Source organism: Duganella sp. CT11-25 (assembly GCF_047302815.1).
GTDB lineage: Bacteria > Pseudomonadota > Gammaproteobacteria > Burkholderiales > Burkholderiaceae_D > Rugamonas.
In genome coordinates, this window is sequence record NZ_JBKBFD010000001.1 from 2,196,002 (window position 1) to 2,221,308 (window position 25,307).

At 57.1% G+C, this 25,307-nt stretch carries 22 protein-coding genes, 3 tRNA genes and 2 pseudogenes; 9 read left to right on the forward strand and 18 right to left on the reverse strand.

Features of this window, described 5'->3' with window-relative positions; all coding sequences use genetic code 11:
- Positions 1-418 precede the first annotated feature (418 nt).
- Entirely contained in the window at positions 419-1,336 is a 918-nt protein-coding gene (locus ACEN9F_RS09220; RefSeq protein WP_413419733.1) for a 3'-5' exonuclease, read from the reverse strand.
- 141 nt (positions 1,337-1,477) lie between these two features.
- A pseudogene (locus tag ACEN9F_RS09225) lies at positions 1,478-1,570 on the reverse strand (hypothetical protein); the annotation flags it as partial.
- 119 nt (positions 1,571-1,689) lie between these two features.
- Between ACEN9F_RS09225 and ACEN9F_RS09230 the strand changes: the two are divergent.
- Positions 1,690-2,016 (forward strand): annotated as a pseudogene (locus ACEN9F_RS09230) (helix-turn-helix domain-containing protein); the annotation flags it as partial.
- 43 nt (positions 2,017-2,059) lie between these two features.
- A complete protein-coding gene (locus tag ACEN9F_RS09235) occupies positions 2,060-2,731 on the forward strand; it encodes a hypothetical protein (protein ID WP_413427247.1) in 672 nt (223 codons plus the stop codon).
- Positions 2,732-3,071: 340 nt separating this feature from the next.
- On the opposite strand, the gene ACEN9F_RS09240 is transcribed toward ACEN9F_RS09235, so the two are convergent.
- Together ACEN9F_RS09240 and ACEN9F_RS09245 are read right to left on the reverse strand one after the other, a co-directional pair.
- Positions 3,072-3,147 (reverse strand) — tRNA-Asn (locus ACEN9F_RS09240).
- A 57-nt stretch (positions 3,148-3,204) separates the two neighbouring features.
- Positions 3,205-5,391 carry a TonB-dependent receptor gene (locus tag ACEN9F_RS09245; protein ID WP_413419734.1) on the reverse strand — a complete coding sequence of 729 codons (2,187 nt, stop codon included), beginning with the start codon at positions 5,389-5,391 and terminating at the stop codon, positions 3,205-3,207.
- 467 nt (positions 5,392-5,858) lie between these two features.
- Between ACEN9F_RS09245 and ACEN9F_RS09250 the strand changes: the two genes are divergently transcribed.
- Both ACEN9F_RS09250 and ACEN9F_RS09255 read left to right on the forward strand, forming a co-directional pair.
- Positions 5,859-7,499, forward strand: coding sequence for an ArnT family glycosyltransferase (locus ACEN9F_RS09250; RefSeq protein ID WP_413419735.1), 1,641 nt, complete (start codon positions 5,859-5,861; stop codon positions 7,497-7,499).
- 6 nt (positions 7,500-7,505) lie between these two features.
- The gene (locus ACEN9F_RS09255; protein WP_413419736.1) at positions 7,506-8,501 is read left to right on the forward strand and encodes a glycosyltransferase family 2 protein; all 996 of its coding nucleotides are present in this window, start codon (positions 7,506-7,508) and stop codon (positions 8,499-8,501) included.
- On the opposite strand, the gene ACEN9F_RS09260 is transcribed toward ACEN9F_RS09255, so the two are convergent.
- From ACEN9F_RS09260 to ACEN9F_RS09285, 6 genes are all read right to left on the reverse strand, one after another.
- Complete coding sequence (locus ACEN9F_RS09260; protein ID WP_413419737.1) at positions 8,426-9,124, reverse strand: DUF3334 family protein; 699 nt, start codon at positions 9,122-9,124, stop codon at positions 8,426-8,428. The genes ACEN9F_RS09255 and ACEN9F_RS09260 overlap by 76 nt on opposite strands.
- 9 nt (positions 9,125-9,133) lie before the next feature.
- A complete protein-coding gene (locus ACEN9F_RS09265) occupies positions 9,134-9,445 on the reverse strand; it encodes a hypothetical protein (RefSeq protein WP_413419738.1) in 312 nt (103 codons plus the stop codon).
- A 30-nt stretch (positions 9,446-9,475) separates the two neighbouring features.
- Positions 9,476-10,651, reverse strand: coding sequence for a hypothetical protein (locus tag ACEN9F_RS09270; RefSeq protein WP_413419739.1), 1,176 nt, complete (start codon positions 10,649-10,651; stop codon positions 9,476-9,478).
- Positions 10,652-10,899: 248 nt separating this feature from the next.
- Positions 10,900-11,523, reverse strand: coding sequence for a hypothetical protein (locus ACEN9F_RS09275; protein ID WP_413419740.1), 624 nt, complete (start codon positions 11,521-11,523; stop codon positions 10,900-10,902).
- Positions 11,524-11,735: 212 nt separating this feature from the next.
- Complete coding sequence (locus ACEN9F_RS09280) at positions 11,736-12,923, reverse strand: hypothetical protein (protein WP_413419741.1); 1,188 nt, start codon at positions 12,921-12,923, stop codon at positions 11,736-11,738.
- A gap of 82 nt (positions 12,924-13,005) precedes the next feature.
- Positions 13,006-13,665 carry a hypothetical protein gene (locus ACEN9F_RS09285; protein WP_413419742.1) on the reverse strand — a complete coding sequence of 220 codons (660 nt, stop codon included), beginning with the start codon at positions 13,663-13,665 and terminating at the stop codon, positions 13,006-13,008.
- A 216-nt stretch (positions 13,666-13,881) separates the two neighbouring features.
- Here ACEN9F_RS09285 and ACEN9F_RS09290 point away from each other — a divergent pair, with 216 nt between their 5' ends.
- Positions 13,882-14,163: a helix-turn-helix domain-containing protein gene (locus tag ACEN9F_RS09290; protein ID WP_413419743.1), complete on the forward strand. Its 282-nt coding sequence runs from the start codon at positions 13,882-13,884 to the stop codon at positions 14,161-14,163.
- Positions 14,164-14,185: 22 nt separating this feature from the next.
- On the opposite strand, the gene ACEN9F_RS09295 is transcribed toward ACEN9F_RS09290, so the two are convergent.
- Entirely contained in the window at positions 14,186-14,881 is a 696-nt protein-coding gene (locus ACEN9F_RS09295; RefSeq protein WP_413419744.1) for a hypothetical protein, read from the reverse strand.
- A 77-nt stretch (positions 14,882-14,958) separates the two neighbouring features.
- On the opposite strand from ACEN9F_RS09295, the gene ACEN9F_RS09300 reads away from it, so the two are divergent.
- Together ACEN9F_RS09300 and ACEN9F_RS09305 are read left to right on the forward strand one after the other, a co-directional pair.
- Positions 14,959-15,873, forward strand: a complete 915-nt coding sequence (locus tag ACEN9F_RS09300; RefSeq protein ID WP_413419745.1) for a hypothetical protein — start codon at positions 14,959-14,961, stop codon at positions 15,871-15,873.
- A 494-nt stretch (positions 15,874-16,367) separates the two neighbouring features.
- Positions 16,368-16,739 (forward strand): hypothetical protein, encoded by a 372-nt coding sequence (locus ACEN9F_RS09305; RefSeq protein ID WP_413419746.1) that lies wholly within the window; start codon positions 16,368-16,370, stop codon positions 16,737-16,739.
- Between the two features lie 138 nt (positions 16,740-16,877).
- On the opposite strand, the gene ACEN9F_RS09310 is transcribed toward ACEN9F_RS09305, so the two are convergent.
- Positions 16,878-17,000, reverse strand: coding sequence for a hypothetical protein (locus ACEN9F_RS09310; protein ID WP_363504536.1), 123 nt, complete (start codon positions 16,998-17,000; stop codon positions 16,878-16,880).
- A 240-nt stretch (positions 17,001-17,240) separates the two neighbouring features.
- Here ACEN9F_RS09310 and ACEN9F_RS09315 point away from each other — a divergent pair, with 240 nt between their 5' ends.
- The gene (locus tag ACEN9F_RS09315) at positions 17,241-18,059 is read left to right on the forward strand and encodes a hypothetical protein (protein ID WP_413419747.1); all 819 of its coding nucleotides are present in this window, start codon (positions 17,241-17,243) and stop codon (positions 18,057-18,059) included.
- A gap of 152 nt (positions 18,060-18,211) precedes the next feature.
- Here the strand turns inward: ACEN9F_RS09315 and ACEN9F_RS09320 are convergent, their stop codons facing one another.
- The 5 genes from ACEN9F_RS09320 to ACEN9F_RS09340 form a co-directional block, all read right to left on the reverse strand.
- Positions 18,212-18,931 carry a hypothetical protein gene (locus ACEN9F_RS09320; protein WP_413419748.1) on the reverse strand — a complete coding sequence of 240 codons (720 nt, stop codon included), beginning with the start codon at positions 18,929-18,931 and terminating at the stop codon, positions 18,212-18,214.
- A gap of 411 nt (positions 18,932-19,342) precedes the next feature.
- Positions 19,343-19,418: transfer RNA gene (locus ACEN9F_RS09325), tRNA-Asn, on the reverse strand.
- A 138-nt stretch (positions 19,419-19,556) separates the two neighbouring features.
- Positions 19,557-20,618, reverse strand: coding sequence for a hypothetical protein (locus ACEN9F_RS09330; RefSeq protein ID WP_413419749.1), 1,062 nt, complete (start codon positions 20,616-20,618; stop codon positions 19,557-19,559).
- Between the two features lie 157 nt (positions 20,619-20,775).
- Positions 20,776-20,851, reverse strand: a tRNA-Asn gene (locus tag ACEN9F_RS09335).
- A gap of 114 nt (positions 20,852-20,965) precedes the next feature.
- Positions 20,966-22,168, reverse strand: a complete 1,203-nt coding sequence (locus tag ACEN9F_RS09340) for an aromatic amino acid transaminase (protein ID WP_413419750.1) — start codon at positions 22,166-22,168, stop codon at positions 20,966-20,968.
- 114 nt (positions 22,169-22,282) lie between these two features.
- Between ACEN9F_RS09340 and uvrB the strand changes: the two genes are divergently transcribed.
- On the forward strand, positions 22,283-24,355 hold the full coding sequence (gene uvrB / locus ACEN9F_RS09345) for an excinuclease ABC subunit UvrB (RefSeq protein ID WP_413419751.1): 2,073 nt from the start codon (positions 22,283-22,285) through the stop codon (positions 24,353-24,355).
- Between the two features lie 4 nt (positions 24,356-24,359).
- Here the strand turns inward: uvrB and ACEN9F_RS09350 are convergent, their stop codons facing one another.
- The gene (locus ACEN9F_RS09350) at positions 24,360-25,301 is read right to left on the reverse strand and encodes an alpha/beta hydrolase (protein WP_413419752.1); all 942 of its coding nucleotides are present in this window, start codon (positions 25,299-25,301) and stop codon (positions 24,360-24,362) included.
- Between the last annotated feature and the right edge of the window lie 6 nt (positions 25,302-25,307).

A 25,307-nucleotide genomic window follows, 5' to 3' on the forward strand; every position in this document is an offset into this window, starting at 1 on the left:
GCGCCGAAATTTGCTGAGTGTAGCCTGACGCAGGACGCTAGGAAACAATATAGCCGCATACCACTGCCCACTATGCGCGAATAAGCCACTTCTGAAACGCAAAAAGCCCAACCTGTGAAGGCTGGGCTTTTTAATCTTGCTAAATTCTGGCTCCCCGACCTGGACTCGAACCAGGGACCTGCGGATTAACAGAACGAGGCTCCCGGAAGCCTATGAGCACCAAGTCGAAGAAACGCGACGGGTTTTTCAGCCTCTGCCGCCGTGGCCCTCAAGAACCGACCTAATACCGAGACCGTATGGCTGCCACCGTGGCATCACTGCCGAAAAGTTGATGCAAGACAAGGGCTTAGCGCTGCCGAACGCCGAACCGGGACCGAGAGGCCCGGCCTCGCGCAAATTCAACGGCTACAGCACTTCTCTAAATGTGATCGTAGTTAAACTGCGTTGCGGCCAATAGCTCCGTTGGGGAATATGAATTGTAGCGCCCACGTGGCCGTTCACTTTCCGAGATGAGATGCAGATGCTTGCGTGCGCGGGAGCATGTGACATACAACAGTTTAGCAGCGCTCTCATGCGGTTGAGGATCGCTAAAATGGGGAACCATACCTTGCAACAGGCCATAGGCGATCACTACATCAAATTCACCACCTTTGACGCCGTGAATAGTTGAAATTGTAATCCCGCTCCGCTCGGCAAACACTTTCCTGAAGGTGCCTATATCTCTGATCGACTCCGCGCCTTGCTGTGCAATCTTTTCTATTCGCGCCGAAGAGCTCTCAAAGAATGCTAGATGATGCTCGGAAAGCGTCTGAAATTGACGGTAATCGATATCCAACCACGCGAACATCGTGTCAAAATAATCTGACAAGTACGTCAATCCGTCGTTTTCTGCCGACCTAAAAGCATTCGATGCCCGTAACAACGCCTTGCCGGTAATTCCAGATACCGGCGCACCTGCAATTTCAAGGTCGCGGATTACTTCATTCGCCCAACGCACCCGCTTAATATACATTCTCGGCGACGCCTGAGTTAAGCCAATGCGTGAAAGTTTGTACCAGAAGTTTTCCATATCCCATGCGAAAGGTACCATTCCAGGCCCGTCGAACTCATACTGTGGCATGGCAGCGATGAGACGGCGTGTGAGCGAAGCCAAAGGCATCCATTGCGGTGCGAGAATACAAATCTCCCTTGTTGCAATGCCAGCGACTTCGACACTGTGCGTCACTAGCCGCGTAACCTCCTCCAATAGATCTGCCTTTGTGGTCTGCGAATCATAGGTAATGATGCTCGGGAAGTTGCGATCCACGCCAACAGCAGAAATGACAGTTTGATGCAAGTTATAGTTTTCAAAATAGCCTACGATACGCTCTGAACTTCTATAGTTTCCGGACAACGCTCTTAGGTCTAGCTGTAGTCCAGTTAACTGGGAAAAATCTTGAGGTGCAATCGAGTACCCGCCAAGAGACCCATAGATCGCTTGATTAGGGTCACCCACAATAAATGAGCGAACCTCGCCCGCACCGGCACGCAGTATCTCCGCAAGGATCGCGTACTGTATCTGCTTGGTATCTTGGTACTCATCGTGTTGATTTGCAGCGAAATCTGACCCATTTCACCGCATAATTTGCAAACCGAACTGACCCACGTATAAGACACAATCCTACTCACGACATTGAGTGGGGAATTGGAGTGATCGACGTGGCACTACTAGGCATTATTCGACGCTGGCACATTCGTGACCAGGTCCCATTGAGAGAGATCGCCAGGCGTTTGGGCATCTCCAGAAACACCGTCCGACGCTATCTGCGCTCAGAAACCATAGAGCCGGCCTACGCCGAACGGCGTTCCACCCGCGCCATCGACAAATACGCGTTTCAGCTTTCCGCGCTACTCAAGACTGAAGCAGCGCGGACACGCAAGCAACGGCGCACGCTAAAACAGATTCATGAGGACCTAAAGGAACTGGGGTTCGAGGGGTCTTACGATAGGGTCGCGGCGTTCGCGAGGGTATGGAGGGCGGGTCAATCTGACCGGGTCAATCCTGCCAGCAAACGAACAAGTGATCTCCGATCTGCCCAGAGACTCTTTTTTACCGGTACCGGTAATATACGACTCCAGTGCTCCTACTCCTATAACCTTCGAACGGCTAGCTCTCTCTGATCCGATGGAGATAGTTACTAGTCGATTAATCCAGAAACGGGCTGAATGGAAGCACGAAAAGGAGTGGAGATATTTAGCCGGAAGGGAAGGGCGCAAGCTATACACAGATCCTGCGCTGAAACGCATCTATCTTGGGCCTCGTATTAAATCGGAAGAAAAGGTGGCAATCGTTGATGCGATGAGGCATCGTCCTGTGGAGATATACGAAGGATCCGTGCGCGGATACGAAGTTGAGTTTTGCTGTATAAAGGAGAGTACACCTTGGCACAAGTGCGAACGAACCGGAGCGGGGAACTTTGACCCTAGCAAAGCATTAAACTCCGAACATGAACTGCGTGCTATCCTTGGCAAGAACTACGAGGCCCTTGAGCGAAAGTGCAAAGAGCTCAGCGCTCACCCGAACGTTGAAAGCATCGACGGCGCGTACCCGACGAATGATCGAAGCGGTGTCCGCGTGACGGCAACGTATCGCTTGAGGGATGAGAGTGGTGACATCTCTCACAACCATTTTTTCGACATCGACATGAACCCGATAACCTATTCGGGGCAGTGCTCTAAAAGTATAGCTTAGTGACTCCGGCGGTCTATTTTCAGGTAATCGGCGTTTTCTCGCAGCAAGCTGATACGTCCTTGATCTCGCAATTACTTGATAACAAGCCCTACTATGCGCATATAACCGCACTCACCGCTGTGACGACGACACCAACCGCCCGCCGCATCGGTTCGGTCGCCCTACCCTCTCGTCCCGGCCAGCCAGAGTGCCCTCCTGTGCAACGCGATGCAGCCCCAAGGGGCAACTCATCCCCGCCGCCCAACGGCCTCACCTCGGGCCACTACGCGCAAATAAACTGCCCCTGAAACGCAAAAACCCAACCGGGTTAGGGCTGGGTTCTTGGCATGCTACTGTATTCTGGCTCCCCGACCTGGACTCGAACCAGGGACCTGCGGATTAACAGTCCGTCGCTCTACCAACTGAGCTATCAGGGAAAAGAGGCCGCATTATATACGGCCAATTTCCAGCTGTCTAGGCTGGAGGACGACTAATTAAAAGCCGCCCTTGAACTGCACGCCAAACTGGCGCGGCTCGTTGACGAAGCCGGTCAGGTTGTTGAAGTCGATCGCGCCGATGATGCGCTGGGTGTTGGTGATGTTGCGGGCGAAACCGGCAACCTCATACTTGCCGCCATCCCAGTTGTAACCCACGCGCAGGCCGCCTTCAACCATCGGCTTGCCGGTGAATTCCTTGGCTTCGTACAGGAAGAAGTTGATCTTGCTGCGATACGCCCAGTCGGTCAGCACGAACAGGTTGCCGTTGGCCAGCGCCCAGTTGTAGCGCGCGGTGGCGTTCAGGATGTACTTCGGCGCCTGTGGCAGCGGGTTGCCGTTGATCGACACCAGGCCGTTGGACGCGATCGGATCGGTGATCGTGCACTTCGACGTGGCGCACTGGTTGACGTACAGGTTAGGATCCTTGATCTCGGTGAAGTTGTACGAACCGCCTGCGGTCACTTTGAACTCCGGCGTGATGAAGGCTTCGAAATCGGCTTCCACGCCGCGGCCGACAGTCTTGGCGGCGTTGATCAGCTTGGTGACGTTCGAGGTGCCGCCGACCACGGTCAGCTGCTGGTTCTTCACATCGTAGTTGTAGACGCTGACCGTCGCGCGGGCGCGGCGGTTGAACAGGTCGGCCTTGATGCCGGCTTCGTACGAGGTGATGGTCTCGGCGTCGGCCACGGTGATCGGCACCGATGCCGATGCGGCGGCGATACTCGGCGCGCGGAAGCCCGTCGCTACGCGGGCGTAGGCGTTGACGTCCTTGTTGATCTTGTAGGTCGCGCTCAGGTCCCAGTTGGCTTTGTTCTTGCTCTCTTCAACCGATTTCGGGCCGATCTGCGTGACGTTGACGGCCTCGGTGGTGCGGAAGTCTTTCTGGTCGTGCGTGTAACGCAGGCCGCCACGCAGGATCAGGTCGCTGCTCAGGTCGTAGGTGACCGAGCCGAACGCCGCGTACGCGGTGTTGTTCTGATGGCTGGCCAGGTGCGAGGTCTGCGCGCCGGTGTCGCTGTTGTAGTTGTTGCTGTAGCCGTCGGCGCTTTCCTTGAAGTAGTAGACGCCGGTCTGCCAGTTCAACGGACCTGCGTTTTTCGATTCGACGCGGAATTCCTGGCTGTACTGCTTCAAGCCGTCGAGGCCGCCACCGGTCTCAACCTGGAATGGCACCTGGCCCGGCGCGCCGCCGTCGATGTCGCCACGGCTGTAGTAGTTGTCCACGGCTTCGTAGCCGGTGATCGAGAACAGCTTGACCGAACCCAGGTCCCAGGTCAGGCGGGCGTTGGCGCCGTTGGTGCTCAGGTTCTGGTCGTTCTGGCCGTTGGTGTTGATCTTGGTGAAGTCGTAGCCGTCGGCGAAGTCATTGGTGCCGCGCTTGATCAGGTTGGCGCGGAACAGGCGTGCGCTGCCGTCGGTGGTGCGCGAGTGCACATTGAACAAGGCGTTGAAGGTGGTGCTCGGCTTGTACAGGAACTGCACGCGCTCGGCGTGCTCGTTGTAACCTTCCAGCACGTCGTTCTGCTTGGTGAAGGTGTTGTCGACGAAGTTGTCGCGGTGCTGACGCAGGGTCGACACGCGCATCGCCCATTCGCTCGACAGCGGAATGTTGGCGGCGCCTTCGGCATTGATGGTGTTGTGGGTGGCCCACGACAGGTTGTAATAACCCTCGATCTTGTCGGTGTTCGGCTTGGCCGATTCAAACTTGACCACGCCGGCCGGGGTGTTGCGGCCGAACAGCGTGCCCTGCGGGCCGCGCAGCACTTCCACGCCTGCCACGTCAAAGATCGGGAAACCTTTCAGGATGCCGTTTTCCTGCACCACGTCGTCATACACCAGCGAGACCGGCTGCGAAGCGAAGGTGCTGAAGTCGGTGTTGCCGTAGCCGCGGATGTAGAAGCGCGGGAAGGTACGGCCGTTCGACGATTCCACGTTCAGCGACGGCACTTTGCCGGCCAGCACGCGGATGTCCTGGCCGCCGGACAGCAGCACGTCCAGTTTTTCATCTTTCAGCAGGGAGACCGAAACCGGCACGTCCTTGATGTTCTCGGCGCGGCGCTGGGCGGTCACGACGACGGTTTCCAGTTGCGGTTCAGTAGCGGCGGTTTGCGCAAAGGCGGAACCGATAGGCATGACGGCGCTCAGCGCCAGCAGGCGCTTGTGCATCTTCGACAGTTTGATCATTCAATTTCCCGATTTAAATGTAATGCAAAGAGTTAAAAACAGTGTCTCCTGTTCTCTCTTTTTTGTAGCGCGCCCGGTCATCTGACGTGACCGTGGCGGCAAGCGGGCTAGCTATCCGCACCCTGAAGGATGTCTAGAATGCACCGTCTTTAAGAAAGGCGGTATTTTCTTTCATGCATACCATGTATTGCAAGCTGAATATATCTGAAACGGCATTAACTGTTAGAAATTCGGCTAAGGATATGCGCGAACTGAATAATAGAAGGCTGGACGCCCCGCATAGGGCCGCCCTTTGATCAGAACGGCAATCTTGCTGTTCGGCTATCGCAGGCGGCCGGGCATGGTTATTTTTCCTGGCAAGTGTATGAAAAAATCCACATTTCACGTGCTCCGGTTTTCCTTGCGCCGCCTCATTGCCCGGTTTGCCCGCGATGCTATAACGGAGGCTTGTTCGCAAACGGACGGCAATGATGATCCAGCCCCAGCATCGCAGCATGGCGTGGTCGGCGCTGGGCGGCTACGCGCTCGCCCTGCTGGCGGGCGCGCTGGTGCTGGCCTTGCTGCACGCCTACCAAGCGGGCTTTTCCGGCGCGGACGAGCCTGCCCACTTCCTCAACGGCGTCTTCGTCAGCAGCTACCTGCACGGCCACGCGGGCGCCAACCCGATGGCGTATGCGGTCGAGTATTACCTGCACTATCCCAAGATCTCGATCGGACACTGGCCGCCCGCCTACTACGGCTTGCTCGGCGTGCTGCTGCTGGCGCTGCCGGCGACGCCGCAAGCGGCCTTCCTCATCAACCTGCTGGTCAGCGCCCTGCCCGCCGCCGCGCTGGGGGCTGCGCTGGCCTGGCTGGCGGGCCGCCGCGTCGCCCTGGCCGGCTGCGCCGTCTATGTGTTGACACCGCTGGCGGTGGAAGGTCAGGCGTTCTTCATGCTCGACCAGGCGCTGACCGCCTGTTGCACCGCCGCCGCCGTCGCCTGGCTGGCCTACACGCAGCGCCCCGGCTGGACGCGCGCGGGCGTGTTCGCCGCGCTGTGCGCGGGAGCCGTGCTCATCAAGGGCAATGGCTGGCTGATCGTACTGCTGCCGCTGTTCCACATGCTGCTCACGCGCGGCTGGCGGCTGCTGGCGTTGCCGCACCTGTATGTGGCGGCGCTGGCGGCCGGGCTGGTCATCGTGCCGTGGTACTGGCTGACCTCCTCGATTGCGGCGGACGGCTTCAACCACCAGGCCGGCCTGCCCTACGCCTGGCTGGCGCTCAAGTCCAACCTGCACACGCTGCTGCGTAATCTCGGCTATGCCGGCGCGCCGCTGGCACTGATCGCGGTCGTCGCCGAGTACCGGCAGCGCCGGACAGCGCCCTTGCGCTGGTCGGTGGTCAGCATCGCCATCAGCCTGATCCTGGCGACGCTGACACTGCAATCGCTGGTGCCGGCCGCCATCGACGACCGCTACCTGGCGCCGGCGCTGCCGGCCTACGTTGCGCTGGCGGCACTGGGCGTCTTCCACATCGGCGCCACGATGCGCGGCCTGACGGCGCGGACGGCGGGCGTCCTGCTGATGATGACCCTGCTGGCGCCGGGCGTCGCGCATCTGGCGCTGCGCGGCCCCAAGGTCGACATGCGCACCGCCGACCTGCCGGCGCTGCCGCCGGACCAGGCGCCATCCGTCTGGATCATCGACGGCAGCAGCGGCGCGGAAGGCGCGCTGATCGCCGAGCTGGCGGTGCGCGATCCGGCGCTGCGGCATTACGCGGTGCGCGCCTCCAAGCTGCTGGCCGCGTCCGACTTCATGGGCACGCGCTACGCGCTCAAATACCACGATCCGCAACAGGTGCTGGACGAGCTGCTGCGGCTGGGTGCGCGCTACGTCGTGCTGGTGCGGCTGGACCATGCCGCGCCGTTCCCGCACAGCACGCAACTGTCCGCCGCGCTGCAACTGCCGGCCTCGCCGTTCCGCCGCGTGATGACGCTGCCGCACCGCTACCGGGCGGGCGTCACCGAGGTCTATGCATTTTCTGGCGCTGCCGAGGCCAACATCAGCGCTGTCCGCCAGTTGGGCATCCCCGCCAAAGGCGCAGCCCTGTCCCAGTCAACCCGCCAGTGAGCCGCCATGTCCCCAGCCACCATCGCCGTGATCCTGCCGTGCTACAACGAAGAGGCCGCCATCGCCCGGGTGGTCCACGATTTCCGCGCCACGCTGCCGCAAGCCACGGTCTACGTCTACGACAACAACTCCAGCGACCACACCATCGCGCACGCCCGCGCCGCCGGGGCGGTGGTGCGGCGCGAATCGCTGCAGGGCAAGGGGAATGTGGTGCGGCGCATGTTCTCCGACGTCGAGGCCGATGTCTACGTGCTGTGCGATGGGGACGTCACCTACGACGTCGCCAGCGCGCCGGCGATGATCGCCAAACTAGTGACCGAGCAGCTGGACATGGTGGTCGGCTGCCGCGTCGACACGCAGGAGGCCGCCTACCGCGCCGGCCACCGCTTCGGCAACGCCCTGTTCACCGGTTTCGTCGCGCGCCTGTTCGGCAACCGCTTCACGGACATCCTGTCGGGCTACCGGGTGTTTTCGCGGCGCTATGTCAAGTCCTTCCCTGCGCTGGCCAAGGGCTTCGAGATCGAAACGGAATTGACGGTGCACGCGCTGGAACTGCGCATGCCGATCGCCGAGGTGAATACGCCGTATGGCGCGCGCGCGGCCGGGTCGCAGAGCAAGCTGTCGACCTTCGGCGACGGGTATAAAATCCTGATGATGATACTGCGGCTGTTCAAGGACGAGCGGCCGCTGCAGTTCTTCAGCCTGATCGGCGCGCTGCTGGCGCTGGCCTCGCTGCTGACCGCCGCGCCGGTGATCGAGACCTACCTCGCCACCGGCCTGGTGCCGCGCCTGCCGACCGCGGTGCTGGCGTCCACCATCATGCTGCTGGCCTTCCTCAGCCTGACCTGCGGGCTGATACTCGACACCGTCACGCACGGCCGGCGCGAAATCAAACGCCTGGCCTACCTGACGATGCCGGCGCCCGCTTACATGCCCAGCGACTTGAGCAGCTCGTCGTTGGCTTCGTCCTCGGCGCTGGCGGCCGAGGAAGCCGCGCCCTGATTCTGATTGTCGCGCTCCTGGTCCATCAGCGCATCCGGATCGGCGACCTCGCTGGAATCGAACTCATGCAGCTGGATGAACTCGGTACGGTCGATCGCCAGCTCCAGGTAGAAGATGTTGCTCTTTTCCGTGTAGAAGGTGACGCGGCGCATTTCCGGGCGGTCCAGCGGCGTATCGACGCTGAGCATCACCTGCTTGTTCAGCACCAGCATCTTCGGCTGGTTCTGCGTGATATTGGTTTGCAGCTCGCGCCGCACCTTGCCGGTGAAATCGCCGACGATCTGGTTCATCAGCTCACCCATGATGTTGGACACTTCGTCGGACGTATGCGAACCGGCCAGCTCCGACTTCGGCATGCCCATGTGCAGCATGTAGCGCTCATAGATTTCCATCGCCGTATCGGCGGCGAAGTTCAGCACCACCAGGCCGGTAAAGCCGCCGTCGAACAGCACGAAGCAGCCGATGTCCGGCTTCAACCCGATCTTGGTGATACGCTGCACCATGCCGGAGTAATTCACCTTGCTTTGGGTGGCGACGTTCAGGACCCGGGTCACCGAGTTACACAGACTCATCAACAGGTCTTCCGTGCCGTACACCACAGCCGTTTTCTTTTCAGCGCTCATGATCAACCTCTACTTATTTTTTGAAAGCACTGTTTCTTGATCCAGTGCGAGACGAAACAAGACCACCTCGCTCAATAAGCGGACAACCTCATCCTTCCATTCCTGCTCGTCGAGCGAACCCGCCGGCATGCTGGTCAAGGTCGCACGCAAAACCGCGACCTCACGCTCCAGGTCGCGCACCCGCTGCACGCTCTCTAACGGCTCAACGCTGCTGCCCATCGCTCCCCCTTCGGGCAGGAAATAATATTCAGAATACCGAGGTGCAAGATGCTCGTCCACCGGAATCGTGTATTTGTGTGAATTTTTGGTGCCAAAATGCAAAAAGGGCCGCGTATGGACGCGGCCTTGGGATCATTGGTGCCCCGGCGCCGCAGACAGCGACTTCACCAAGGCATCGATATACGCGTTGCGGGCAGCCTGATGGATCTCCATGTCGCGCTGCAAGTCCGCCAGCTTGTTATCGATGGCGCGCACCATCTCGAAATTGCGACGCGCTTCTTCGGACATGTTGGCACTACTGAACTCCGTGCCGTTAATCGTAATTTTCCCGGGTGCGTTCATGGCAGGTTCGCTTTTTACTGGTGTAGGGGGTAGTTCGGATGGGGCGATGTAAGGCTGGGCCGTGCTCGCCCGCTGCAGCCTGAGGTCGAGTTCATGGGTCGCATTGACGAGTTTTATACCGTGATGCTGCGCGGCGTACCAGCGCTTGCTGCGATATTCGCGGCAAGCGCGCAGCGCCATGACGCGGCCTTCTTCCGCCGTGCGCGGCAATTTCAATTTGACGTCGCCCAATGCCTGCACAATGTACTGAAACAAGGCGGCCGGCATCGGCTCGTCGGACAGCACGTCCTCGCTGGGCGCGAAGCGCCCTGCCCGCGTCATGCCCACCATATATTCCGTGCAATCCTTGATCGACAACACGCCATCCGGCGTGAGATGGATCAGCGGACAATACGGCGCCAACTCGGGCAACACATGGTTCGGGTAGACGCGATGCTTCCAGTAACGCGACGAAATCCGCGCGAAATGACGGTAATCGGCGACCGGTATCAGGCGCGCCTGCTCGAACGGCAGGATCTCCACCTTGGGCTTGGTAGGGGTCACCGTATCGTTGGAAACGTCTAGATACAAGGTGCCCAGCTGAAAAGCGTTCTGGAAAAATTCGCCGCGCAGATCACCCCACACCAGGCGGAGTGCGCCGCCCGCCTTGCGAAAGGCGGTAAATGCGGCATGGCCGGCAACGGCGGCGCCCGAAAGCTGGACGGCGGGCTGCTCCAGCAGCCGCATCACCGCCAGCGAAATTTCAAGACATTGGCCGAGCGGGTAAGGTTTCCCCAGCTTGACCGGCTGCGCGGGTTCCAGCGCCAGATCCACATGCGCTCGGATTGCCAGAAAAAAAGCTTCAAGCTCGGGCAACGCAGGTAGCAGGTAGCGCTCGCTGAGCGCAGTCTGACGGCCGAGATCCACTATACGTGGTTCGAACGGCAAGATGACGTCGGTGACGTTGAGAATGGAGCTCTTGGACAATCCAGCCACTTTAAGTTTTTGGCTCTCCGGCCTCGACTAGAACCAGGGACCTGGGGATTAATAGAACGGGAAAAAATTATCAAAGCAGTATAGCATCGGCCTGTTCTACGACGGCCCAAAAATGAATCAGGTCAACGGCTTAGAGCCACCGGATATCCTCTGAGAGGCAAAAAAACCAACCGGTGAAGGCAAAGCTTTTTGATCTTGTTAGATTCTGGCTCAGGAGTGTCTACAATGGTCGTGGCGATTCAAACCTTCAAGAACACCTTGTCGTAGTCATGACCTTTGGCGTTCTCTGTTGAGTAGTCCTTGATTGAGCGGAAATCATCAAGCTCCACGCCGAGCATTGCAGGATCAACCGGGAACTTGATCTCGACATAGGAATCGGCAGACAGCCCTTCGACCAGCTTCGATACGTCCGAGATAAAAATGACAATACCCTCCGAAAGCAGCCGATCATTGACGACAGGATCACTAACAGGATCTGTTCCAAGATCCACCATGTACTCGTTGAGTGGGCACTGAAAATATGCAGCTCCTGACGAACTGAGATTGATGCTCGCGCCGGACCAGTACGCGATGATGTCTGCATACTTCTCGGGGAGATTGGGAGCGCCATCGAAGATGCAGCCCCGAAGGTTGGGCGGAGCCGATATCGAGAGCGGACGGCCGATAGCACTAGGATCAATGACTACGGCACCAACAGGCAGTACCGCCAGCTTGAGTGCGTTGGCGTTCTTCAAGTGGTAGCCAGGCTGCTTGTCGAAGCCAGGTATGTCGTCGCTCAGGTTGAGTCGATCGTAGTAGTCTAAATCCTTGATGGCCTGTGCCGTCTGATAGGCTTCGGCGGTGACGTAAATGGTTGCTGGCATGGGTACTCCTTCTGGGAAAATTTTGGGTGGATGGAAGCGACGCACGCGACGACGCGACGAGCCCTGCCTGTATCGGCGTCGGGTACGACAGGTGCGACGGGTGCTGTGGGAACTCTGAAATCCTGAACTGCTGAACTGCTGGTGGTGTGGAAAGTTGAAACTAGGAGGGGATGAGGCGAGGATTGGTGATGTGCTGCTAGCGCTGCTTACTGCTACTGCTGGCTGGCGATTAGGAATCCTTTCTTGATTAACTTGGACTTGTGCCGCTGCTCGACCTGCAAGCGATCCGGCTGGAATAGCTCCATGCTGCGCGTGCCGGGGATTGCCTGGGCGACCTTGCGGTGAATCGCTTCGTGTATCGCATCCTCACCGATCAGGGGATCGAAGAAGAAACCCTTGTTGAACCCGACGCGATCGACGCCGTACTGCGCATTGAAGATGAACCTCTTGGCATCGGCCGACGAGTGCATCAGTATTAGCTGGATCGACTTCCCGGCCCTGACTGACTTGCCGACGAAGTATCGAGGATATACACCTTCCGGCGATACCTCCTTGAACGCAAAGCCGAACTGCTCGGCCAAGGCTTCCATCACGCCAGCGTTGAGCGCGATCACGTCGATATCGTTGTACTCAAGGTGCACAGCAGGGTCTATCAGATGCTTGACGAAGCCGCCGAACAGATAAGCGTCAGGATGTGCAAGAAGGACGCCAGCAAGCGCAGCATTGTCCTGCATGATCTCATGCCCTGTGCAATCGATGGTCGAAAGATACCGGCTGCTGAGGCACAACGACTTAGGCACAAATACGATCCCGCTGTGACCGAAGGACATACTTGCAGCATCAACCGGGAAGATGCTGTTGAAGTTCTCGCGCAATACTAGCCGACGCTTGAGCCGCTTGTGCAATGCCGCGTACTGAGGCTTCAACTCCAGCAGGTCAGCCATCGGCAAGGGCGGCAGCACCAAGGAAAACTCAATATCAAGTGGCTGGCCGGCGCTATCCCAAAGATGCCGGTGGTCGTCGAGCAGCTGCAGCACATCGTCATCGAGAGAGATCGATACATGGTCGACAATGCCCTTCAGCTTCACCACATGCTGCACTTCCCTGGTGATGACACGGACCTTATAACCCTCGGCCTTAATGGTGTCCGACATCGACAGCAATGCCGGGAAGTTTTCATCGAATCGGTACAGGGGATCGCCGCCACCACTGATCGTGATAAACGACTTCCTGCACTGCCGTATGAATGCCGTAACCTCTGCTGCGGACTGAGCTCCTTGTGGCAGCATCGGGGAACCGCGCCAGTTGCAGTATGTACAGGCCTTGGCACATCCGAATCCCCTCTCCTTCCAGTTGACGATGATCGTGAAATTGGTGTGCGTGGTGTTGGGTATGCTCATACCGCTCCTTTCAGGGGACCCAAAAAAAATGGCCCTCCCACCAAACGATGAGAAGGCCAACTTGTGAAAATGCAAAAGCTAATTATTGAATAGAGGGAGCTGCTTTTCGCTTGAATTTAGTTGCCACCACCACTCCAACGATACAACAGAAAAGCTCTGGAGCCAGGTAGCCGAACGAAGACCACGAACCCTCATAGAATGCTATATAGATGATCGGGATGGCTAAGCAGGCCACTATTTCCACGCCGAAGATGAGGGTTAAGATGGGATGCCCCTTCTTCATAGCAAACCAGAACAGTATTACTAGAAGCGAATACATCCAAATATCTACGTCCCAAAACGCAGCAATGAGATGCGCCCCTATGACGGCGGAAGCGGTCGCACAGATTAATCGAACGACGAATTCAGTAAAGGTAGTATCTTTCAGTAAATGCTTCAGTAGTGCATCCCAACGCTCCCTAATTGCGACTATTTTCTCCTTGGAATTCGGCGCTGGCCGAATGTGCATTGCGTCCTGCGGCTTGGGCCTCAGACCGTCTTTAGGCTCGCCTTGCCGCTGTATGCCAACGAGCAACACGATGCCAGCCAGGAATGCTACGCAACCAATGATGAGCAAATTCTGACGCTGGGCCATCATGTTCATGTTGACGATACCCGTCTCTCCCGCCGTCACATCAAGGTTAAATGCAATGACTGCGATCAATGCTCCCACCACCATCAGTATGCTTGCCAATCTTTTCATAGGGTCCTTCGAGTTAGTGTCCCGGTTAACAGGGCTAGGTTATTGGTGAAGTTGCGCCACTTGGGTTGAAGATTCCTAGCTGTTCAGCCTCCTTTAGTAGTTAAAGGCATTAAATTGATCGAGCCAAATACTAAGGAATCCTTAGTGTAAGGTCAACAGAATACTAAGAATATCTTAGCCTTTGGGGGGCTAAGAATGCGAGTACTCGGAAAACGGATGAAAGAGGCACGCACGCATGCCGGCCTATCCCAAGAGCGACTAGGTGTGCTGGCGGGGATCGATGAAATGTCGTCTAGTGCTAGGATGAATCAATATGAACGCGGTAAGCATGAACCAGACTTCACGATGGTCGAACGGATCGCCAAAGTCCTGAATGTGCCGGAGTCTTATTTCTACGCCAAGGACGATGAGGCAGCATGGTTGCAGGTAGTATTCCATCGAATGTCAGCTAGCGACCGCGAACGAGTCACGCAGGCCGTACGCGAGTTATTGACCTGAATTGACGCTAACCAAAGCAAGCCTACGTAGGCAGGCAATGATTCACCTGGTAAGACACAGCGCCCACCTCCGAGAGATCGAGGAGAACTTTTTCGTCAAGTATGAAGACGTGCTCAAAAGTCGTCCAAGGAGCTATTTCCGACAAATGTGCACGCAAGAATTCGATTCCTTTTTTAGGATCCAGTGCCGGGGCAGGCCAATTGTCATAAATCAAAAGCCAGGTCGCATCGAGCAGTTTGAAGCCCTGCTTCTCGGCGACGGAAAGCTTCTTTTTGATAAAGTACGCCATTGCACCGGACCACTCTCGCTCGACAGAGTCGCCACCCCAGCTAGACCCATAGGAATTCGCGTCAATCTCGGCAGCTAACAGTTTGCTAGATTTCCGAGGTTCATCCACTGACGCTCGCCGCAAAAAATGCAACTCTTCGCCAGCTCCTTGGGATCGGATTGCTGCTTCTTTAGCAGCATTTGGGGGGATCGCTTCGGTATGTTCTACACCGACCTGACGCTCGCCGCATTGGAGAATAAAATCCGGCCTCTCTGACTTATCCAACTGCAATGGGAAGTCGCCGGGGCCTATGGGCAAAGTTCCGAGAAGACGAACAATCGAATAGATCTCTACCTGGTCCTTTGTACGACCATTCGAACGGGCTGGCGCTATCACATTAATGCTTGGTAGGCTGGCGTACAGGTCATCAATATTCCGGACGTTCAGCATTTCATCTCCTTGATGATCGCTCTTTCACAGCATGCTATTCTAGCAAAATAAGAAACCCTTAATCGGTAAGGAGCGGCATGTCACGTTTAGGTATAGATATCGAAACAGGAATGGCCTACGAAGGACGCGAAGGACCTACGCACCCAGTCTGGCCAACACCACCGGTCTGCAACGCGACTCTGATTGAAGTACCAAGCGATGTACAGAAGATTCCCCAAAGCTTTACCAGTAATCCGTTCAGCTGGATCTTCGTTGAGACTTCCTTCGATTTCAGCGCCCGGATCCGCCGTGGTAGGCTATATCAAAACTTCGGGAGCGTGAGCCGTGAGATAGTTCAGGTCGAGGCCCACCCCGCTATTCACTCTGATCTGATTAAAGCTGCAAACGGCACATGGCGGGTCTCAAAGAACTTAACCGTTTATATCGAATGTAGTCAATTGCTCAGCCGTCCGAATAGCGGCGAAGGACTACGAATGATGCTGGGACAGGCCGACGCGGCATCCACCTGGAGAATTGTGCAAGTGGAACGCTCAATCGGATCAGACATTGTGATTACTCTGCGTTCAGAATCAGCCCTAGGAATACTCCCCGAGCTTGATACTAGCCGGATCAGCCCTGCTAGCTTGGGAAGTGTGAAATCCGCCTATGACCGAGTCTTGAACGCGGCTTACCGGGAGTTACCGACATCTGTTGTTGACCAATGCAGAAATGCCGCAGTTGTCTTTGTCTCTGTGTGGATGCAAAGCGTGACCAGTTCCGACGCCCCTATCCAGCAGGATCTTGGCAATTGGCTCAAGGCGATCAAAAACCATTTCGGTGACAACCAGATGCTAGCGCTACGATCTGCCCTAGAGATCATCAATAAGCTTCATCCCAGAGGCAAAGACAACGAGCGAAACAAGATGGCACTGAGGACAGTGGACGAGAACGATGCAACGTTCGCCGTGCATACGCTTGCCTTCGTGCTGCGTGAGATTGAATGGGTCGCCTAGGAGGGTCGCCCAGCCTCCTCAGTGCCTCCGGGTGCCACCGAAGCCCCAGCCCCTACCCCTCGGCATCCCCACCGCCCAGCAGCCTCACCTCGGGCCACTATGCGCAAATAAACAGCCCCTCACCCACCGCAGCCGGTGATGCCACCGCCGTGGATGCTTCAGAGTGCGCAGCTCAGGCCTTGTTTTTGGAACTCCGGGAAGTATTGCCGCCGAACGTCAGCCTCGCGGCAGTATCCTAACAGGGACCGTGAGCATCGGGCGGTGACAATTTACGCATATTCCATTTGAGCAACCTGCTATTCTGCCAACAACGCAAACAATAGTTACCGATGACGGTGCAGGAGCCAATGAGATGCCATGTGACAATGTGTGATTTTTCCTCATGGGAAAATTTGCTATCGTTGATAAATGTCGCTAAGAGAGCGGTATCTGATCATAAAGTGTCGAGCCATTCTTTATTTTCAGATGACGCCTAAATTTTTTTAAAATAAATTATGAAAAAAATATTCACAGCCTTCTTTATTTATTTTATTTTTTGCTCTTTTATGGCTTTCATCGACTTCGATTGGAATGCCGAAAATGAGTACACTGTGAAAGCTTCAATACAAAAACAGATACTTTACATGAATTTTGATCAAAAAAAGGCTTACTTCATTGACTTGGACGCGATTGATTCTGCCGGAATGATGGGTGGAATGAATGGCAAGCTACTGCATGGAAAAGAAGTTAGTGATATTCATGAGTTAGCCAACAAAATTCGACAAAAACGAGGGAAGGAAATTGTCGATTTCCCGTCTAAATCGTTCGGCGAAGCTGTTTCCGATTTCTTTAAGATTCCCCTCGCAGTTTTAATGAGCAGGTCGTAGTTTTACCGCAGAGAACATAAAGTAATTTTCTTGTTTATGCTAAGGGCAATCGGCTAGTGCGGAGATGACTAGCCATACCATGACTACTACGCCAAGCGACGCGTCGCGCACAGGATATTGCTTTCCTCAACATTATGGTTACTTCGCCAAACCGACCAGCACAAGAATCAACAGCCCAAAAAGCAGCCATCCAAAACCTATTGCAGAAATAAGGAAATACGCACCTATGCCAAATAGCGCCAGCTGTGCAAGAAATTTCATAAGCGCGTCCTTCGCGGAAAACCTACAACTGAGTGTGGACAGATAGCATTATCATAGCCGAACGGAACTTGACCAAATCTCACAAATTCCCACCGAAAATAAATTGGTACCTGATATTGTCCGGATTTCCCATACGAGCTAGGGAAGTACTGATTTATTCACTTTCTAAAAATCAGCGGCCTTAGAACTCATTTCCACTCTTACTAAGTTTGCAAATTAAGGACTACGGACTACGCACCGATGAGAAATTACCACAATCTGATTACGCTTCTCTGCCTCGTTACCGCCCTGACTGCATGCGGAGAAGAGGCTGCTCCGGCCAAGAAGATCACACCTTCGGCTGTGCTTGAACGCTTCGCTACCGAGTTGGTAAAACAGCATAAGTCCGAAATTCAGGGCCATTCCGCGCCAATTCAAACACTGGAGACTCCGCTGTCGTATGTGACACAGTTCTTCACGAACACCCCCGCGATGTTAACGGCCACCAGCAACGATGGCGACAAGTCTCTCTATGAAAAGAACCTCGCGATCACGGAAAAGTGGCAGCAGATGTATTGCACGGATGCACTCCAAGCACGGCTACGAGAAACTGGGATTGCCATTGCATCGGCACAGCTTATTGATTCAGCAGCTGGTGAGAAGCATTCCCTAGCCATGTGCGTCGCCACTCAGCCGAAATCCCCGCCAACATCATCCAATTCCGCATTACCTGAAACGGGCCAATTCAGCCTCAGCCAGATTTGTAAAGCAGGCCTATCCTTGGTTTATAGCCGGGATACTGGCATCATGTCCGCGACAGTGAACGGCGACCAAGTGCAAGTGAAATACACCCGCCAGACCGACGGCAAGGCCATGAGCTACCGCTGCAAACTCCATCAGGGCCTAATTCTTACGTGGGACGATTCTATTGCTGGCGCCCGGTGGTATGGATCCGATCTCAGGGACAGCAAATTGGAATATCAAGTTACCGGTGATCAGCTGGTCGTTCGAGACATCATTAATGGTAGTGTCAGCAGCGAAAAATTATTCTCGGCAGCGGAAATTCGCAGAGAGAATTAAAAGTTCCTTCTGTGCACTCAAAAATGGGGAATATACAGAGCTCTGTATATTCAACAGTTCTAGCGCAATCGAGCTGATGGGCACCAAGTCGAAGAAATACAACGAGTTTTCCAGCACCTGCCGCCGTGCACTTCAAAGACCGACCTGATATCCTAATTGTCGCGCCGTGCCAGCAACTGCAGGATGATCTGCCCAGCCAACCAATACAAAATGAACGCGCGAATATTTACATTCACGCCAAATTTATGCTTGAGCTTATCGTAGGCAAATTCGGTAGAGCTTTTCCCTGTGAGATGCTCTATGGCGCGATCTGTCACGCGATAAGTCACCTCCGCAGCGCCCCCAGACATGATAGCGATCGCCCCTCGGGTAACATGAAACACGTCCGTTGCAAGCGCCATATATTGCGGGCTACGCTCCAGCGTTGACCAATTCAACCCCAGCAAGATTTTGGGGAACGGTGGCCTCTCACGCAACCAGTCAACCACGTGGAACAAGTCATTAAGACAGAGTTCCCGCTCCGTAGATCGTCCCTGTGTGACCGCAAAGAGGCGAGCCCACTCCGCCAGGTCCCGCATAATTTCTTCGTTAGTCGGAACCCGCTGATGCCGCAGTACTACAAACGCACGGGATCGACTGAAATCGGAAAACTTGTCAGAATTAATCGTTACAAGAGACTTAGGGTCCCTCTGAAGTTTTGTCAGCTTAGCCGCCGCACCAATAGTTCCGGTAGCAATCTTCTTAACCCGTCCCAGGATGCCCCGTGGCGGCTCAAGCGCATCACTATCGCATTGCCAAACCTTAAAAATACACTTGAAACAGAGGCCGTGACCACCAGTCCATGACTGCATAAGACTTTGATGAATGGTCATATCTTGGCTTGGAATCAAATGAGCCTTACAGAAGACCTCTTGGCAAGAGATGCATTTTAAAGAATCGAATTTAATCCCAAATGCAGCAGAACACGATTTGCAATTATCCATTCCACAATAATGGCACATGGAAAGAAATATTGCAAATAAAGCTAGAGGCAGGCCAGAAAATTCAGCTATTTGCCAGAAAACGAAAAGCTTTGTGAGTTCGGTCGCCCTGCACTGGCATCCCAGTCCACCATCAACCGCCCCGCAGAGTGCTTGCCTGTGCAGCACGAGGCTAACCCAAAGGGGTAGCTGTTCCGCGCACGCAAACGGCCTCACCGTGGACCACTATGCGCAAATAAACGGACCCTAAAACGCAAAAACCCAACCGGGTTAGGGCTGGGTTCTTGGCATACTACCGAATTCTGGCTCCCCGACCTGGACTCGAACCAGGGACCTGCGGATTAACAGTCCGTCGCTCTACCAACTGAGCTATCAGGGAATTGAGGCCAGAATTATAGCTGCTCAGTTTTGATTTGCCCAGCCCAAAAAGCAACTATTTTCTCCGGCCCGCTAGAGGCAGGTCAGCCATCAACAATAACAATCAAACATTGAAATTATATTTTGCAGTACCTAAGCGCTAAAAGTCCTCGTCGCCCAAGGATGCGAGTACGCCGAACGGATTTGAGACGGGAACATCCGGATGCACCTCCGCAACGACATCATCCTCGCCGGCGACATCGTCCGGCGCATGATGCATCAGGGCCTGATAGAAGTTGCGCGCGAAGGTGCCGCATTCGTTGGCGCCTTCGCGGTATTCGCCGCCATCGAACGAGGTCGCCGCGAAGGTGCCGGTGGCTTCAGCAACCGCTATCGGTTGCGCAGGCTGGGTTTCCCCAACAACAAAACGATTTCCGTTCTGATCCGGATCGGCGCCATAAATCATCCGGTATCCGTTCCTGTTGAAATCGAATTTCAAGCCAACCGGGTCGCCGCCCTGCTGTGCCGGCGCAACCAGGCACATTACTTCAAAATGGTCGGCGGGATTTTGCGGCTGCATGAAGCGCACTTCCGTGATCATCCCCGCTAACGGGTGCGGCGTCAGCGCCTCCACCAGATCATCACGCCCGATCTGCTCAGGATCGGCATGACGCTTGATGACGTTGTCGGGATCGCGCATATCAGTGAAGTGCAAGACTTTGGAAACATCCTCGACCGCGTCGGCATCCTCCAAACCACCCTCGCCGCCAACGTGCTCGCCCTGCTCCGCCGGCTCCTCGGCCGCGACCGCCTCCTCCAAATCAGCTGGACTGGCTATCTCCGCATCGGGATAAGCCGTCATGAACGGAACTATGTTATCAACATGAACATAAATCAGCCCCTCGTCAACTTGATAGGCGTACCAATCGCCGTTGGGACCGATGCCGTCCGCAACGACATCATCATTCACCTCGCCCGGACCGCGGAATACCCGCCGCAGCTGCATGACCGCGCCGCCGCCGAGCAATGCCCGCATTTGCGCGACGCGCGCGCTGCCGCCCATCATCGCCTGGATGGAGTGCAAAGATGCGCAACGCGGACTGCCGTCCGCCATGGCCTGGATCGAGCGCAACGACGCTCCGCCCGCCACCGAACTCGGCGCGACCGCCGCTTGCCGGAATGGCCGCGCCAGATTTTCTTGTGAAGGTGCATGCAGCTTCATGTGAAGACCTTGCTGAGTGTTGTCTGATCAAAAGTTATACGTTATCGCAATGACATAGTCAATGAATCAGGCTGCGCACGGGGATGAAAAGCGGGAGCGAGATATTGCGGAACAAAACAAAAAGGGCTTGCGATTTCTCGCAAGCCCTTCAAAATTCTGGCTCCCCGACCTGGACTCGAACCAGGGACCTGCGGATTAACAGTCCGTCGCTCTACCAACTGAGCTATCAGGGATTAGAGGCAACATTTTATACTGTTTCTTTCGCACCAGCAAGATGCAAGTTTCTTCGGTATTTCATGCTGCCCTATCGAATCAAGCTTAGCAGCTCAACCCGAAGAAACAAGATTTTAGAGCACTTTGGCGATGGCGTCAATGACGATGTCGATATTGCGCGAATTCAACGCGGCGACGCAGATGCGGCCGGTGTCCACCGCGTAGATCGACTGTTCGCGCAGTTGCTCGACTTGTGCCTTGGTCAGGCCCGAGTACGAGAACATGCCGACCTGGTCGCGCACGAAGGCGAAATCGTGGCCTGGCGCCTTGGCTTTGAGCTTGGCCACGAAGGCTTCGCGCATTTCCTTGATGCGCACGCGCATGCCGGCCAGTTCGTCTTCCCACACCTGGCGCAGTTCCGGGGTTGTCAGCACGGTGGCGACCACTTTGCCGCCGTGGACCGGTGGGTTCGAGTAGTTGGTGCGCACCACGCGCTTCAGCTGCGACATCAGACGGCTCGCCTCTTCGCCGGTGGCGGCGACCACGCTCAGCGCGCCGACGCGCTCACCGTACAGCGAGAACGACTTGGAGAACGAGTTCGATACCAGCAGCGGACCGCCGGCGGCAGCGAAGCGGCGCACCACGGCGCCGTCTTCGGCGATACCGGCGCCGAAGCCCTGGTATGCCATGTCCAGGAACGGCACCAGGCCGCCCGAGGTAACAGCGGCGATGACGTCATCCCACTGGGCCGAGGTCAGGTCGGCGCCGGTCGGGTTGTGGCAGCAGGCGTGCAGCAGCACGATCGAACCGCGCGGCATGGCCTTCAGCCCGGCCAGCATGCCGGCGAAGTTCACGCCGTGGGTAGCGGCATCGTAGTAAGCGTAGTTGTTGACAACGAAACCGGCGCTTTCGAACAGCGCGCGGTGGTTTTCCCAGCTTGGGTCGCTGATATAGACCTGCGCATCCGGCGCGAAGCGCTTCAGGAAGTCGGCGCCGATCTTCAGGGCGCCGGTGCCGCCGATGGCTTGCACGGTGATCGCGCGCTTCTCTTGAATGACGGCGCTGTCGGCGCCAAATACCAGCTCTTGCACCGCCTTGTCGTAGGCAGCCAGGCCTTCGATCGGCAGGTAGGTGCGCGGGGCAGGCGCGGCGATCAGGATCTCTTCCGCTTTCTGTACGCACGCTAACAGCGGCACCTTGCCGTTGTCGTCATAATAAACGCCGACGCCCAGGTTGATTTTGGCCGGGTTCTGGTCGGCGTTAAATGCTTCGGTGATGCCCAGGATAGGGTCGCGTGGTGCCATCTCGATGGCGCTGAACAAGCTAGGATTCGTCATGATAAGATTGGATTCGATTGGAAGCGGTTCGCAGCGGATGATGTCAGACAGCGCCCCTCGATAACTCACTTCAGGCCGCTGGCAGGCCATTATTCTAACAAAGGTCTGAACAAGATGGCGGATTTACCAGTAGTAGACACCTCAACGGCAACCGTGGTTACCTTTCCGGACTCGCCGTTCAAGCTGCACCAGCCCTTCCCGCCCGCCGGCGACCAGCCGACCGCGATCGACCAGCTGTGCGAAGGCATCGACGACGGCCTGTTCTTCCAGACCCTGCTGGGCGTGACCGGTTCGGGCAAGACCTACACGATGGCCAACGTGATCGCCCGCAAGGGCCGTCCCGCCATCGTCTTCGCGCCCAACAAGACGCTGGCCGCGCAGTTGTATTCGGAGTTCCGCGAATTCTTCCCGGAGAACGCGGTCGAGTACTTCGTCTCCTACTACGATTACTACCAGCCGGAAGCCTACGTGCCGCAGCGCGACCTGTTCATTGAAAAGGATTCGTCCATCAATGAGCACATCGAGCAGATGCGCCTGTCGTGCACCAAGTCGCTGATGGAGCGGCGCGACGTCATCATCGTCGCCACCGTGTCGGCGATCTACGGTATCGGTAACCCCAGCGAATACCACCAGATGATTTTGACGCTGCGCGCCAAGGACCGCGTGTCGCAGCGCGACATCATCGCCCGCTTGATCCAGATGCAGTACACCCGCAATGAGGTGGACTTCGGCCGCGGCACCTTCCGCGTGCGCGGCGATACGCTCGACATCTTCCCGGCCGAGAATGCGGAGCTGGCGGTGCGCCTCGACCTGTTCGACGACGAGCTGGAATCGATCCAGCTGTTCGATCCGCTGACCGGCCGCGTCAAGCAGAAGATCCCGCGCTTCACCGTCTATCCGGGCTCGCACTACGTGACGCCGCGTTCGACCGTGCTGCGCGCGATCGAGACCATCAAGCTGGAACTGCGCGAGCGGCTGGAGTTCTTCCGCAAGGAGAACAAGCTGATCGAAGAGCAGCGCCTGGAGCAGCGTACCCGCTTCGACCTGGAGATGATGACCGAGATCGGCTTCACCAAGGGCATCGAGAACTACTCGCGCCACCTGAGCGGCGCCCAGGCCGGCGAACCGCCGCCGACGCTGGTCGACTACCTGCCCAAGGATGCGCTGATGTTCCTCGACGAGTCGCACGTGCTGGTCGGCCAGTTGAGCGCCATGTACAACGGCGACCGTTCGCGCAAGACCAATCTGGTGGATTACGGTTTCCGACTGCCGTCGGCGCTGGACAACCGTCCGCTGAAGTTCGAGGAATTCGAGCAGAAGATGCGGCAGACGGTATTCGTCTCGGCCACGCCGGCCGAATACGAACGGACCCACGCCGACCAGGTGGTCGAGCAAGTGGTGCGCCCGACCGGCCTGGTCGATCCGCTGATCATCGTGCGCCCGGCCAGCTCGCAGGTGGACGACCTGATGTCGGAGATCACGCTGCGCGTGGCCAAGAACGAGCGCGTGCTGGTGACCACGCTGACCAAGCGCATGTCCGAGCAGCTGACCGAATACCTGAGCGACCACGGCATCAAGGTGCGCTACCTGCACAGCGATATCGAAACCGTGGAGCGCGTCGAGCTGCTGCGCGACCTGCGCATCGGCACCTTCGACGTGCTGGTCGGGATCAACCTGCTGCGCGAGGGCCTGGACTTGCCCGAGGTGTCGCTGGTGGCGATCCTGGACGCCGACAAGGAAGGCTTCCTGCGCTCCGAGCGCTCGCTGATCCAGACCATCGGCCGCGCCGCGCGGAACCTGAACGGCGTGGCGCTGCTGTACGCGGACCGCATGACCGATTCGATGGAACGGGCGATCGGCGAGACCGAGCGCCGCCGCGCCAAGCAGATCGCCTTCAATGAAGCCAACGGCATCATTCCGCGCGGCGTGCACAAGATCATCAAGGACATGATCGATGGCGTCTACAGCCCGCAGGATGCGCGCCAGGAGCTGCAGGTGGCGCAGGAGACGGCCAAGTACGAATCGATGAGCGAGAAGCAGATCAGCAAGGAGATCAAGCGCCTGGAGAAGGCCATGCTCGATCACGCCAAGAACCTGGAGTTCGAAAAAGCCGCGCAGGTGCGCGACCAGCTGCATCACCTCAAGCAGCAGCTGTTCGGCGCGCCCGGCGCGGACAATATCGCTTGATCGATTACGGCGCGTTGACGAAACCGCTCAACGCGTCGATCAATTGCGGCGATACCGGCAGCTCGGGGCTGCCGTAGGATTTCCGCTGCAAGGCCTCATCCTTGCCGACCATTTTCAGCAGATGGTTCATGCCGTCCACGACGACCAGCTTCGCACGCGGCGCGGCGGCGGCCAATGCCTGCGCCTCCGATTCCTGCACCTGGATATCGGACGTGCCTTGCAGGATCAGCACCGGCACGGCCAGCGCCGCGATCGCGGTGCGCGGATCGTGCCGCAGCGACGAGATCAGATACGGCTGCACCGACGGGTGGTACAGCATCATCAGGTCGGGCGGCACATTCGCGACCGGCTTGCCCTGCTTCAGCTCGGCCAGTATGCGCTCGCTTTGATCGAACAGCGCCGGCGGCATCTTGGACTTCAGCTGGTCGCGCAGGATATCGTCGAGCGGATGGCCTGCGCCGGCGATCAGCACGCAGGCATCCGCCCCGCCCTGCTTGCACGCCTCGGCCGCGATCTGCGCGCCTTCGCTATGCCCCGCCATCACCACGCGCGAGAAGCGCGGATCGGCGCGCAGCTTGCGCAGCCATGCGCTGGCGTCGTCGATGTAGTCGTCCAGGCGGATGTCTTTCTCCTTCCACACCGGCAGGGCGCTGGAGCCGATGCCGCGCTTGTCGTAGCGTACCGACGCGATGCCGCGCCTGGCCAGCGCTTCGGCGACCATGCGCAGCGAATCGTTAGGTCCCGGCAGCAGCGGGTTGTTGCCGTCGCGATCGGTCGGGCCGGAGCCGGAGTGCAGCAGCACGACCGGCACCTTGCCGGTGACGCCATCGGGCGTCAGCTCGGTTCCGTACACGGCGCCGCCACCCACTTCCAGCGACACCGGGCGCTGGGCAGCGGCGGCCGACAGCGACAGCATCAACAACGACAGCATTAACTTGAAGCGCATACTTTT

Coding starts and splice junctions, on each gene's coding strand:
- ACEN9F_RS09340 (WP_413419750.1), bottom strand. CDS start 22,168: ATGACGAATCCTAGCTTGTTCAGCGCCATCGAGATGGCACCACGCGAC.
- uvrB (WP_413419751.1), top strand. CDS start 22,283: ATGGCGGATTTACCAGTAGTAGACACCTCAACGGCAACCGTGGTTACC.
- ACEN9F_RS09260 (WP_413419737.1), bottom strand. CDS start 9,124: ATGAGCGCTGAAAAGAAAACGGCTGTGGTGTACGGCACGGAAGACCTG.
- ACEN9F_RS09330 (WP_413419749.1), bottom strand. CDS start 20,618: ATGAAGCTGCATGCACCTTCACAAGAAAATCTGGCGCGGCCATTCCGG.
- ACEN9F_RS09275 (WP_413419740.1), bottom strand. CDS start 11,523: ATGCCAGCAACCATTTACGTCACCGCCGAAGCCTATCAGACGGCACAG.
- ACEN9F_RS09320 (WP_413419748.1), bottom strand. CDS start 18,931: ATGACCATTCATCAAAGTCTTATGCAGTCATGGACTGGTGGTCACGGC.
- ACEN9F_RS09245 (WP_413419734.1), bottom strand. CDS start 5,391: ATGATCAAACTGTCGAAGATGCACAAGCGCCTGCTGGCGCTGAGCGCC.
- ACEN9F_RS09350 (WP_413419752.1), bottom strand. CDS start 25,301: ATGCGCTTCAAGTTAATGCTGTCGTTGTTGATGCTGTCGCTGTCGGCC.
- ACEN9F_RS09305 (WP_413419746.1), top strand. CDS start 16,368: ATGAAAAAAATATTCACAGCCTTCTTTATTTATTTTATTTTTTGCTCT.
- ACEN9F_RS09290 (WP_413419743.1), top strand. CDS start 13,882: ATGAAAGAGGCACGCACGCATGCCGGCCTATCCCAAGAGCGACTAGGT.
- ACEN9F_RS09310 (WP_363504536.1), bottom strand. CDS start 17,000: ATGAAATTTCTTGCACAGCTGGCGCTATTTGGCATAGGTGCGTATTTC.
- ACEN9F_RS09315 (WP_413419747.1), top strand. CDS start 17,241: ATGAGAAATTACCACAATCTGATTACGCTTCTCTGCCTCGTTACCGCC.
- ACEN9F_RS09300 (WP_413419745.1), top strand. CDS start 14,959: ATGTCACGTTTAGGTATAGATATCGAAACAGGAATGGCCTACGAAGGA.
- ACEN9F_RS09285 (WP_413419742.1), bottom strand. CDS start 13,665: ATGAAAAGATTGGCAAGCATACTGATGGTGGTGGGAGCATTGATCGCA.
- ACEN9F_RS09295 (WP_413419744.1), bottom strand. CDS start 14,881: ATGCTGAACGTCCGGAATATTGATGACCTGTACGCCAGCCTACCAAGC.
- ACEN9F_RS09250 (WP_413419735.1), top strand. CDS start 5,859: ATGATGATCCAGCCCCAGCATCGCAGCATGGCGTGGTCGGCGCTGGGC.
- ACEN9F_RS09280 (WP_413419741.1), bottom strand. CDS start 12,923: ATGAGCATACCCAACACCACGCACACCAATTTCACGATCATCGTCAAC.
- ACEN9F_RS09255 (WP_413419736.1), top strand. CDS start 7,506: ATGTCCCCAGCCACCATCGCCGTGATCCTGCCGTGCTACAACGAAGAG.